Origin of the sequence: Cyclonatronum proteinivorum (genome assembly GCF_003353065.1) — a bacterium.
GTDB classification, from domain to species: Bacteria; Bacteroidota; Rhodothermia; order Balneolales; family Cyclonatronaceae; genus Cyclonatronum; species Cyclonatronum proteinivorum.
In genome coordinates this window covers 661,775-673,857 of sequence record NZ_CP027806.1, presented here as the reverse complement: position 1 = coordinate 673,857, position 12,083 = coordinate 661,775, and the positions used below count along the sequence as shown (strand labels likewise).

The following is a 12,083-nucleotide window of genomic DNA, read 5'->3' as shown; positions in this document are numbered from 1 at the left end:
TGGCGAACATTCAGCCTGCCATCCCTGATGAAAATCGGGTTTAGATATCGAGCTTGGCGTATTTGGCGTTGCGCTCGATGAAGGCACGGCGGGGCTCAACAGAATCACCCATCAGAACCGAAAAAAGGCGGTCTGCCGCAGCTGCGCTCTCAATCGAAACCTGTTGCAGCGTGCGGGTCTCCGGATCCATGGTTGTTTCCCAAAGCTGATCAGGGTTCATCTCACCCAAACCTTTGTAGCGGGATACATCGGCTTTTCTCGCGGACTTCCTGAATTTGTTCAGGATCTGATCGCGCTGTTCATCGTCCCAGGCATATTCGATTTTTTTGCCTTGTGTAATCTTGTACAGCGGCGGAGTTGCAATATAAATGTAGCCGTTCTCGATGAGCTGACTCATGTGACGGTAAAAGAAGGTGAGCAGCAGCGTGCGAATGTGCGATCCGTCTACGTCAGCATCAGTCATGATGATGATTTTATGATAGCGCAACTTGGAAATGTCAGCTTCGTTTTCGTCCCCAATTCCGACACCCAGCGCGGTAATCATGGCGCGGATTTCATTGTTTTCGAGGATTTTGTTGATACGGGCTTTCTCCACATTCAGAATTTTACCACGCAGCGGCAGAATCGCCTGAAAGCTTCTGTTCCGGCCTGACTTGGCTGAACCTCCGGCAGAATCACCCTCAACCAGATAGATTTCGGTATGCTCCGGATCGTTGATGGAACAGTCTGCCAGTTTACCGGGCAGTCCGCCCCCGGTCATCGCGCTCTTACGCTGCACCAGCTGACGTGCCTTGCGTGCGGCATCACGGGCTTCGGCCGAGAGAATGACCTTCTCCAGAATACCTTTGGCAACCTTCGGGTTTTGTTCGAGGTACTCGTTCATTTTTTCATACACCAGCACTTCGACCGCGCTCTGTACTTCCGAGTTACCCAGCTTGGTTTTGGTCTGCCCTTCAAACTGCGGCTCGGCGACTTTCACGCTTAGAATTGCCGTCAGACCTTCGCGAAAGTCTTCCCCGCTGATGCTGATTTTACCTTTGATGAGCTTGTTCTTATCCGCGTAGCTTTTCAGCGAACGGGTGAGGGCGCGACGGAACCCTGACACGTGCGTACCGCCTTCATGCGTATTGATGTTATTGACGAAGGAGTGCACATTTTCAGAGTACGATTTGTTGTACTGCAGGGCAAGAGCAACGGGGGTGTTTTCAATTTCACCGCTGATAAAAATGGGGTCATTCATCAGGGACTCGCGGTTTTCATCCAGATATTTCACAAAATCTTTTACCCCGCCTTCAAAATGGAAGATTTCCTGAAGCGGCTCTTCCTCGCGTAAATCATTGATTTCAACCGTGATTTCCGGATTCAGAAACGCAAGCTCACGCATACGTTCGGTGATGATTTCAAGCTTAAACTCAACGGTCTGCCTGAAAATCTCCGGATCCGGCATAAAGTGGATTACCGTTCCGTTTTTCTCGGTTTCGCCTATCACCTGAAGCTGTTCGGTCGTAATCCCGCGCTGAAACGCCATGCGGTGAATTTTACCGTCGCGGTGCACAATGGCTTCAAAATCGGTCGAGAGTGCATTCACACAGCTGACCCCAACACCGTGCAGACCGCCGGATACCTTGTAAGAATCCTTGTCGAACTTACCGCCTGCGTGCAGCTTGGTAAGTACGAGCTCAAGAGCGGGAATACCCATCTTCTCGTGAATGTCAACCGGAATACCACGACCATTATCCGTGATCGTAATTGAGCCGTCGGGGTTGATGTCTAATTTGATGTAATCGCAGTGCCCTGCAAGGGCTTCGTCGATAGAGTTATCTACGACTTCGTTGATGAGGTGATGAAGCCCGCGAACGCCGGTATCACCAATATACATGGAAGGACGCTTGCGCACGGCCTCGAGCCCTTCGAGGACCTGAATATTCGAAGCTTTGTAATCAGCCGGTTTAGAATTTGACATGCAGAATGCTTGATATAAGTTGAATTTAAACAGACCGCTTAAAATAGCCTTAAAACCGCCAAAATACAAAAACTATATACGCATACAACCCTTTCCTGCGATTGCTTCACACAGCCAAAAATTAAGCGCTCAAAATGTGGATAAATACAGGGAGTGAACCTTTATTTAACATTGACCTTCTGGCCCGCCTGCACTGAACCAGGACGTACAATAAGTAAAAACAATAACAAACAGCTATTCAACCCACCCTTTCTGTTTAACGGAGTTTTTCTGAACGGATTTCAGCTTTCAAGCGGCGCTGCCCCATTCTCTTCCTGTTCCGGCAGGTGCTGCCGGATGCCGTAAAATGCAGCCATATCGTACACGGCATGGGCAGCCATCGCAGCAAATATGCCCTGATAGAGAAACAGCAGACCCAGCACAAGGCTCAGCAGCAGCATAAACAGGGCAAAAAATACGTGCGCACGACTCGAGAATTTAATGTATCCGTGAACGAGCACAAAGAGCACGGTTGAAATGGTAAGTCCGGCGAGGGGAAGAATGGCCGCGCGAAACAGCCATTCTTCTGAAATACCCGCCGAAACGGATATATAAATGCCATCCTTGCGGGTAAGCCGGGCTTCCTTAATTATGCGAACTATGCCAAACTGTTCCGCTACCTCACGTAAGGCAGGCACCTGCATCAACTTCACGCCGGCATAGCCCATTATCGCACCGGCTGTAATGCCGCCCGCAAGCTGTAAAGCGAAAGGCTGACCTTCCTGTAAAATTCCCAGGAAATCGGTATCAGCGGTGAACCATATAATCAGGCTGCCCAGCGTGAGCCAGACAAGGGCCGAGATCATGGCAATGTGAAGCATTTGGTTGCGGTCAACCACACCTTCTCCGGAATCTGAAGGATTCATGCGCGGCTCCTTCCGGTGAATCCGCACATCACATCGCATTCACGTACATGCAGGTCCGGCAATAGCCAAAAAGCTGATGAATTATGCGTCATGTGCTACAGTCTTTTCTGTATTAATAGGGAAGGTACACACAAACTCAGCACCATCCTGATACGCCCAGTTGATCTCAACGGAACCGCCAAGTCGCTCGGTTGATGTTTTCACGGCATAGAGTCCGACCCCTACACTCGACTCTCCCGCCGTTGGTTTCGCCGAAAGTTTAGCAAAAAGGCTGAAAACTTTATCCCGCTCATTTTCTAAAAAGCCCTGCCCCTGATCCCGAACACGCAGCGTCCAGCTGTCCGATTGCTTGCGCAAGTTGACAGTTACGGTCGTATCCGGATAAGAGTATTTAATGGCATTCGACAACAGGTTTGTAACAATACTGTTGAGGGTAGCGCGGTGTGAAACAGCGGTGATTTCATCGGCTTCACAAACAATCTGTATATTTTTTTTATCAGCAAGGAGCCGGTATTCGTGCACAATCTTCTGAAGCATCTGATGAATGCTAACCGGCTTGAGCTCACGCGATATATCAGCAGATTCCGCCTCAAAAATAGTGAGCAGACTGTTTACGAGCTGCCTCATTTTTTGGGCCGACTGCAGCATGATGTCTTTCATCTCTGCAGCTTCCTGCGCATCAGAAGGATCAAACAGCTCATCGAGCGACTCAATTACACTCAGCGGGTTCCGCAGATCATGGATAATCACATTGATGAGCCGCTGCCGCTCCTGTGCCAGTTCCTGAAGCTGTTTGTTTTTGGAAGCAATGCTCTCACTCTGACTGAGAAGCTGTTGGTTTACAACCTGCAGCTCATTGCTCGAATAGCGGTAGTACATTAAAAAGCCAACCGCTACAGCTATCAGCAGCAAAAGAACCAGAAGAATCAGGATAAAGGAGATTTCAGCCTGTCTTTTAAGCTCGAGGGTATCCCTCAAAAAGGCGTTTTCCGCTTTTTCACGTTCAAGCTGATTTTGGATCAGCACATTTTCAATAGCCAGCTTGCGCTCTTCTGCATCGGTTAGCAGCACTTGTTCATGGTACCTCTTGTACCAGTGTAAGGAAGCCTCGTAGTTGCCAACGGCTTCTTCCAGCTCATGCAGCATCCGAAACACATCCGCAGCATTGGCCCGGATGGTGTGCCTGTCCATAAGCTCTGCCAGTTCGTTCAAAATCACCAGGGTTTCTGCAGCGGGCCTGCCGGTTTCATACGAAACAGTCGCAATCCCGAACTGATGAAAAGCCATGCCCGGTTTCAGGTCGTTTGCTGCACTTATTTCATATCCATCCTGAAAGGTAGCAAGCGCCTGATCCCACCGCTCAGACAGCGCATAGGCCTGACCAATATTGTACAGATTGCGGACGACACTCAGATTGCGGCCTCTCGCCTCATTAAAAGTTTTAGCATCATTCAGAAACATAATCGCGCGGTCGAAGTCTCCGAGTCTGCGGTATACATAGCCCATATTATTGAGGGTCCGGTCGATGTTCTCGACGTTTTGCCGCTTATATTGCCGCTCCAAAGCTTTTTCAAACCATTCCAAAGCTTCTTCATAGTTACCGGTTTGTGAAAGCACAAGCCCGATTGAATTATACATGCTACTGATGTAGAATTCATCTCCTTCATTCTCAAACCATTCAACAACTTCGAAATAAACTTCGAGGGCTTCAGCCATTTGATTCTGACTTTGCAGCCACATCGCCTGAGCCGCTTTGAACAGGTTTTCCTGCCGCATATTAAAGCTATATTGCGCGCGCAGGTTTAAAAGCCGCAGATACAACTGCCTTGCTTTTTCAAGCTCAGTCAGTGTTGTGTACATAAATAGTGCGGCGGGGGCGAGTTCTATTTCAAGCTCCCACAGACCAGCTTGTTCGGCTTCCCCGTAGCCTTTTGTGAAATAATACCGCGCCTGATCGTACCGCTGAAAGGTCGAATGAAACCACCCCTGATACATAAGACCGTACACATATAAAACTGAGGTTGTATCAGCTTCCGTCAGCTCCTTCACCTGAAATATCGCCTGATCAAAGTTTTCGGTACTGAAATCCTGATTTAGTACGGATTTAAGAGAATCGAGCGCCCGGATTTCCGCTTCGTAAGTTCCATCAGATAGATTTTCATAGATATCATCCTGACCGCATGCCGCAAAAACGAACAACAGCAAGAGCAAGAGCAAGGGCAGTACCACGCGACCCAAACACCTGCCGTTTAAGCATTGTACCGACACATCATTTATTGGCAATAGAAACATAATCCGGAAAGCACAGGCTACAATTGGTAATTAATTTTTCAGATGGTATCAGTTCAGCCTGCCTTGTAATGGGGTTGCACTTTCAAGCTTAATTGCATCCTAAAATAGGTAAATTTATGCTTACCTATAACTATTTCCCTTAACAGGGCTTATTAAACCTGCAAGTACAGAAGCTTTCTGCATGGTTTCCGGTTCGCATTGCCATTTTTTTCAGCTTATTTTATTGGATCTATTTTTCTCATGTTTATTAAACCTGCGCTATGATCGCTTTACCCCGACCTTCTTTTTTTCAGCTTTTACTTATAAGCACGCTCCTGCTTTTCAGTTGCGGCACCGATTCTCAAACAGATCATAGCTTCGAGGACCTTGTTCTGCAGCGCTCTTTCCCGGAAGCTGCGCTAAGTCAGGATGAGCAGGATATGGCGGATACCCTGCGGGAAACCGGTATTTTATTCTGGGATCAGGATCAAATGCGGTTCGGCTACCGCAATACCCATCATATCGGCCCGGTTCGTTTTCTTCACCCTTCTGAAACCCCCTTTCCGCTGCCTGAGGCCGATGTCCTTCTCGAACCCTTCGATGTACTTTACCTCTATAATAATGGCGCGCGCGATCTGGATTATTTCCTTCGCGAGACCGATGTGAGCGGACTTATCGTACTCAAAAACGGCCAAATCATACTCGAGCACTACGCCGAAGGCCGCAATGAAACCGATCCGTGGATTTCCTTTTCTGTCACCAAATCTGTGCTTTCCATGCTGTTTGGCGCAGCTGTTCAGGATGGTTTCATTCGCAGTACAGACGATCTCGTGACCCTCTACCTCCCTGAGCTTGAGGGCTCGGCTTATGCGGGAGTCACCATTGAAAACCTTCTGCACATGGCCTCCGGTGTAGCCTGGAATGAAGACTACACCGATCCCGATTCTGATGTCGCGCAGCTTGAACACATCAGCACCGCGGAGGAACTTGTGGCCTACATGGGCGGACTTCCGCGAGCTGCTGCGCCGGGAACAGTGTTTACCTACAGCACCGGCGAAACCAACCTCGCAGGCGTGCTTCTCAGCCGTGCAACGGGCCAATCCCTCACGGCCTATGCACAGCAAAAGCTGTGGTTCGATTTCGGCATGGAGCATCCGGCTTCATGGAGTCTGATGGGGGAAGATGAAATAGAACACGGCGGGTGCTGCATCAGCGCAAGCCTGCGCGACTACGCCCGCATCGGGCACTTCGCCCTGAACGCAGGCCAAAACGCCGACGGCACCCAAATCCTGCCCGCAGGCTGGATGGGACAATCCGTTAACCCAAGCCCTGCCAATCGGGGCTACGGGTATTTCTGGTGGCTTATGACCGACGATCGCTTTGCAGGTTCCGGCATCTTCGGACAGCATCTGCACCTCAATCCGGAAATGAACCTCGTCGTAGCCATACAGAGCACCTGGCCGGAAGCCACAAACAGCGCTTACAGCGCACACCGAAGCGCTTTTCTGGATGGTCTCACGCAGGCAGCAGAAAACCTTGGGGGCAGCTCATGCTGCAGCGAGCAATGAGATCACGCAACCCGTGGCCATCAGTTTAGAAGTGTTCCGGTTTCAAATAGGGGTTCAAAACTTGGACAAGGAAGGGTTTAAAGTAGCTTCTGAAAAGACCTGTGTCTCCCCATTTTCCGTCCACATTCCAATAGCAATAAACAATGAAGCCGGAAACCCAAAAAACTGCCGGTAAAAATCAGAGCGCCTACAGCGACAACCTGCTGCTTGACGGCTTGGCCGCACTGCTGCTCGTCGGACTTGTCGTTTGGGCTTCGGTCTGGCTGGGGCAGCATACCGGTACCGGCAACATCACCACGCTGTTCGTTTTTGTGGCTGCCGGCATCACCGCCCTCACAACCGGGTTTGGCGCGCTTCCGTTTTTGTTTACCCGAAACATCGGCAAAAGCTGGCTGGGCTACGGAAACGCGCTTGCCGCCGGCCTCATGCTGGGCGCAAGTATCGGACTGTTGATTGAAGGCGCTTTCATCGGGGATGTGAGTCAGCCGTTGCTGCGCACCCTTGCCGGCGCGATAACCGGTGCCGTATTGGTGGTAGCGGCCCATAAAATGCTGAAAGGGCGGGAAGATGATCTTTCCATCGGCAGCATTCAGGGCGCCAATGCCGTCAAAATGCTCCTGATTGTCGGCATCATGACCGCGCACTCCTTCGCGGAAGGCATAGGTGTTGGCGTCTCCTACGGCGAAACGGAAGCTTTCGGGGTGTTCATCACCATCGCTATCGCCATACACAATATTCCGGAAGGTCTGGCCATCAGCCTCGTACTGTTACCGCGCGGCAGCAGTATTCGCGGGGCCGCTGGCTGGAGCATCTTCAGCAGCCTTCCGCAGCCGCTCATGGCCGTGCCCGCCTTCTGGTTCGTACTCACCTTCAAACTCTTCCTGCCCTTTGGCCTCGGCCTCGCCGCAGGCGCCATGCTGTGGATGGTCGCCCGCGAACTCCTCCCCGAAGCCCTCGAAGAAACCCCCGCCCCCATCGTTTACGGCCTCATGGTTCTGATGGCACTTGGGATGATTGGTTTTCAGTTGTGGCTGCACTGAGTGCAGCAGGCCACATTTAAATATTTCATTAGATAATTATAATGAGTGCTTATCTGTACAGGAAGTTCATAGCTTTCTATATATTTATTGTTTATGCACTTCAGAGCGTATGACAGTATTTCGCTACTAACTAATACGTTAAATTTCCTAATACATGGGTGACGAAATAAATATTTCAGAATTTGTCAACTGGATTAGCGATTTAAAATCCAAAATACATGAAGCGCACAGAAAGGTCGCCTTTTCAATAAATTCTCAGTTAATTGAACTGTATTGGGAAATAGGAAAATCAATTGCTGAGAAGCAGCAAAAAGCAAATTGGGGAAGTAATTTTATCGAAAAAACAGCTTTTGAACTCAAACCGGAATTTCCCCAAATCAAAGGTTTTTCAAGAAGGAATTTATATGCCATGAGTCAATGGTACAGATTTTATTCTCAAAAATATGAGTTTGTGCCACAGCCTGTGGCACAAATACCTTGGGGGCACAATCGGGTAATCATTTCAAAGGTAAAAAACCTTGATGAAGCAGAGTTTTACTGCACAAAAACCATTGCAAACGGATGGGGTAGGGATACGCTTAAAATCACATCTGTCCAAAACGTTTGAAAAGTAGCCAGTGAAAGCCCCGAAGCCGGGGCTTTGTTATTTTAGGAGGTCCTACCCAACCTAAAATATCACTGACTATGGCCAATGTAACGTTATTTGCGCAGATTATGCAGACCCTGGACCGACCAGGCTTCAAAAAGCTGGTTAAAAAATACAGTTCAGACAAACATGTTAAGGGTATTACCAGCTGGACTCATTTGGTGACTATGCTGTTTTGCCAGTTCTCCAAGTTAAGTTCCCTGCGAGATGTTTGTAACGGGTTAAAATCCTCCAGTGGCAATCTTAACCATTTAGGTGTCAACAGAGCACCTTGTAAATCCTCGCTTTCCTATCAAAATAAGCATCGCGAGTGGGGCCTTTTCAAAGACTACTACTTTGTGATGATGAAGAAACTGGCTGCAATGGGGCGTTTCCGACAAACCCGCTTCAGGATCAAAAGCAAGATCCTGCTGTTGGATTCAACGACCATCAGTTTATGTCTGGGTCTGTACGATTGGGCCAAATTCCGCAAAAAGAAGGGCGCCATAAAACTACATACCCTGCTGGATTATGACGGTTGCCTGCCGGTTTTTATACAGATGACCGATGGCAAGCCGCACGACTCCACTGTTGCCAAAACATTGTCGTTGCCAGCGGATTCAGTAGTCGTTGCCGACCGCGCTTATGTTGATTTTCCGACCTTGTACCGATGGAAAACCGAGGGCAGCTATTTTGTGATACGCCTTAAAAAATCTGTCCAGTTCAAGCGGCTCGCCGAAAAACCTCTGCCAGACAACCGCCATCAGCACATACTGATCGATGAATATGTCGAACTGAGCAAGCCTGAAAGCTATAAGAACTATCCTGCTAAATTACGCCGGGTGGTGGCTTATGACGCCGAAAAAGATCAAACCATCGAACTGATCACCAACCAGTTTTCCTGGACAGCAAACACCATCAGTGAGCTGTACAGAGCCCGTTGGGATATCGAACAGTTCTTCAAAGACATCAAGCAGCTACTCAAAATCAAATCATTTCTGGGTACCACGACCAATGCCGTGCTTATTCAGATTTGGACAGCAATGATTACGATCCTGATCCTGAAGTACATGAAGGCCATCGCAACCTATGGCTGGTGTTTGTCCAACATGGTTGCCTTTCTTCGGGTAAACCTGTTCGTGAAGTTTGATCTGCAAAAACTGCTGAACGAGCCTTTTAAACCACCAGAAACCGTTGTTGAAACAGCCCCCATACAGATGAGTTTATTTGAGTGGGGGGATTGATTTGCTAAAATCGATATAATCTGTCCTAAACAGCCGCACGAATCGGTATTTCCCAGATTTTAAATCGTTTTGGACAGCTGTGGCTTAAAATACTACCCGTATTTTCTTCTTTGCGAATCCGATATATAAGCCGGTAGCTACCAACAATCAGCTCACGCAGCTTAGGGTCGCCATACTCCGGTACAATCCTGCCTGATTCAGGCTGTTCTACTAATAAATCTGTTTTTTCTATAATACCAAGCGCCCATTTTTCAGCTGTCGCAACATCCTATCTTGCAATGCAATAAATGTATTCATTGACCTCAATCCGTGAGCAACCTCGCCAATTCATAGCCTAACATATTTGTATTACTAGCTTTAGCGATTCTGCGTATTTTCACCCAACCGGTGAACCCTTATATAATCGTTTGAGCATGCCAAAAATACAATTTGAGCTTACCTCTACACCAATTACCTCTCATGCAGGTCTGGCTTTTATTGGTCAGGCCCTTGATGATCCCGTGCTGGCCAATGACATCAATGGCCTTTGTTCGCTGCCCCGCAACAAGAATTATATTTCCACCCTTGATACCATTAAGGCCATGATTGGGCTGTTGTCGGTCGGTAAACCTCAGTTTGACGCTATAGCTGAATATCGTGCCGATCCCGTATTTGCCACTGCCTTGGGAATAAAAAAGACCCCCTCACCGGAAACCCTGCGCCAGCGTCTTGAGCAATGCCCGGAGTCACTGGATAAGGTATTTCGTGCGTTCAACACCCGCCTGCTGGCAGCTCATCCTCACCTGCTGACCGAAGATCTGCACGGGCAGACCTGGGCGGTAATTCACTGTGATGTCTCACCCATGGATAACTCCAATAGCCACAAAGAAGGCGTAGACTGGACATACAAACAGTTTGAGGGCTATGCGCCCATGCTTGGCTACATCGGTCCGTATGGTTTGATGATAAACAACGAGCTGCGCAACGGCTCGGCGCACAGCAACACACCCGGCACCGATGCGTGGTTCAGGCAGACCATGGATATGGCTGAGCGTATGACCAGCCACAAGCGGCTTGTGGTGACCGACTCGGGCAACGATAGTGGCGTCAATGTCAGGTTATTTATGCGCCAGAAGGATACTGATTTTGTTGTGAAGTGCAACCTACGCAATCAGGATCCGCAGGAGTGGCTGGATCTGGCTGTGAAGCAAAACGGCGGAGCCGATGGCGAGTACGTAGATATAGGCGCACGGGCATGGTACGGACAAAAGCAAGTACAGATTCCCGGACATAGTGACACCCCTGATGATCCGAAGACTTGCCGGATTGTGTTCCGGGTTACCAAGCGGTTTGCCCGCACGGACGGGCAGTATATGTTTCCGGCTATGATCACCGTCGATGCGTATTGGACGAGCCTGGACTGGACCCCGGAGCAGATACATGAGTTCTACAAGCAGCGGGGTACCAGCGAGCAGTACCACAGTGAACTCAAGACAGATATGGATGTAGAGCGACTCCCCTCGGGTAAATTCAGGGTCAACCAGCACGTGCTGGATATGAGCATGATAGCCTTTAATTTATTGCGACTGGCGGGGCAAGGCATGCTAAAAACAGGTCTGGTGCCGGGGCGAAAAGCCAGGAGCAAACGGCTTCGGCTGCGCACCGTCATCCAGAACCTGATGTATATGGCGGGACGGCTGGTTCAACATGCACGCAAAACCATCATCCGCATTTTTGAAGGTCACGGCTGGGCAGCGCCTGTCATGGCGCTCAAACTTTTACCTCGCGGGTAGCACAGCATACAGTTTGGGATAGAAAACAGACGGCAAAACAGCAAGTGAAACAAAGCCCATGCAGGCATTGAGGCATTGGTATGCATTCTAGCGCCAAAACAAGAGCAAAAACGGTGCTTGAAGAGGTCTTGCGGGGATTGAATTGATCGTAATGAACGACTTTGGTGAGCTACATCAAGCTGAGTGAGCGATATTTCTAACAGCTATTGCCTGTATTGACCGCAAAATACCTGTCAAATAAAACTTTTCACGGATTCAGGATTGAGTCTTTGCAGGGCCTGATTCGTCCAAACTATTTCCACCGGGCAAGGTTTTCCGGAATTTGTTTTTTTGCTTCATCATGCGGGACTATCTCTCCCCGCGCAATTTGCCGTTCTGCCTCAATCAGATCTTCCATCATCGCAAGCTTATCCTGCATGCGCTGATATTCAGATGCTTCTACCAAAACGGCGACACGCTTACCATTTTGTGTCAGAACAATGGAGCGTTTTTCACTTTTTATTTTTTCTATAAAATCAGTGGCATTCTTACGAAATGCTGAAAGTGGCTGAATGTCCTGCTCTTTATCAATCCGTGCTGCTGAAGACATTATAAGTTCGATGCTTAGATTTTTTTTGATGTATTGTCAATACTAATCTAAAACTACGATCAAAAAAAGACCATGAAATTTAATTATGCTGAAAATACGTTCTAAG

Annotated in this window: 9 protein-coding genes and 1 pseudogene; 5 read left to right on the top strand and 5 right to left on the bottom strand. The window is 48.8% G+C overall.

Annotated elements, in window-relative coordinates; genetic code table 11:
* Positions 1–40: 40 nt before the first annotated feature.
* The 3 genes from gyrB to CYPRO_RS02525 form a co-directional block, all read right to left on the bottom strand.
* Complete coding sequence (gyrB, locus tag CYPRO_RS02535) at positions 41–1,963, bottom strand: DNA topoisomerase (ATP-hydrolyzing) subunit B (protein WP_114983132.1); 1,923 nt, start codon at positions 1,961–1,963, stop codon at positions 41–43.
* Positions 1,964–2,244: 281 nt separating this feature from the next.
* On the bottom strand, positions 2,245–2,868 hold the full coding sequence (locus CYPRO_RS02530; RefSeq protein ID WP_164682475.1) for a CPBP family intramembrane glutamic endopeptidase: 624 nt from the start codon (positions 2,866–2,868) through the stop codon (positions 2,245–2,247).
* Positions 2,869–2,949: 81 nt separating this feature from the next.
* Positions 2,950–5,097 (bottom strand): ATP-binding protein, encoded by a 2,148-nt coding sequence (locus tag CYPRO_RS02525; protein WP_240644897.1) that lies wholly within the window; start codon positions 5,095–5,097, stop codon positions 2,950–2,952.
* A gap of 323 nt (positions 5,098–5,420) precedes the next feature.
* Here CYPRO_RS02525 and CYPRO_RS02520 point away from each other — a divergent pair, with 323 nt between their 5' ends.
* The 4 genes from CYPRO_RS02520 (at position 5,421) to CYPRO_RS02505 (ending at position 9,616) form a co-directional block, all read left to right on the top strand.
* Positions 5,421–6,707 (top strand): serine hydrolase domain-containing protein, encoded by a 1,287-nt coding sequence (locus CYPRO_RS02520; RefSeq protein ID WP_114983129.1) that lies wholly within the window; start codon positions 5,421–5,423, stop codon positions 6,705–6,707.
* A gap of 143 nt (positions 6,708–6,850) precedes the next feature.
* Positions 6,851–7,747, top strand: a complete 897-nt coding sequence (locus CYPRO_RS02515; protein ID WP_114983128.1) for a ZIP family metal transporter — start codon at positions 6,851–6,853, stop codon at positions 7,745–7,747.
* Between the two features lie 154 nt (positions 7,748–7,901).
* On the top strand, positions 7,902–8,354 hold the full coding sequence (locus tag CYPRO_RS02510; RefSeq protein WP_114983127.1) for a DUF1016 N-terminal domain-containing protein: 453 nt from the start codon (positions 7,902–7,904) through the stop codon (positions 8,352–8,354).
* Positions 8,355–8,431: 77 nt separating this feature from the next.
* Entirely contained in the window at positions 8,432–9,616 is a 1,185-nt protein-coding gene (locus CYPRO_RS02505; protein ID WP_114983126.1) for an IS4 family transposase, read from the top strand.
* Between the two features lie 25 nt (positions 9,617–9,641).
* Here the strand turns inward: CYPRO_RS02505 and CYPRO_RS16960 are convergent.
* Positions 9,642–9,860: pseudogene (locus CYPRO_RS16960) on the bottom strand (type II toxin-antitoxin system RelE/ParE family toxin); the annotation flags it as partial.
* Between the two features lie 169 nt (positions 9,861–10,029).
* Between CYPRO_RS16960 and CYPRO_RS02495 the strand changes: the two are divergent.
* Positions 10,030–11,388, top strand: coding sequence for an IS1380 family transposase (locus CYPRO_RS02495; protein ID WP_114983125.1), 1,359 nt, complete (start codon positions 10,030–10,032; stop codon positions 11,386–11,388).
* Between the two features lie 292 nt (positions 11,389–11,680).
* On the opposite strand, the gene CYPRO_RS02490 is transcribed toward CYPRO_RS02495, so the two are convergent.
* The gene (locus CYPRO_RS02490; protein ID WP_114983124.1) at positions 11,681–11,977 is read right to left on the bottom strand and encodes a type II toxin-antitoxin system Phd/YefM family antitoxin; all 297 of its coding nucleotides are present in this window, start codon (positions 11,975–11,977) and stop codon (positions 11,681–11,683) included.
* Positions 11,978–12,083 lie beyond the last annotated feature (106 nt).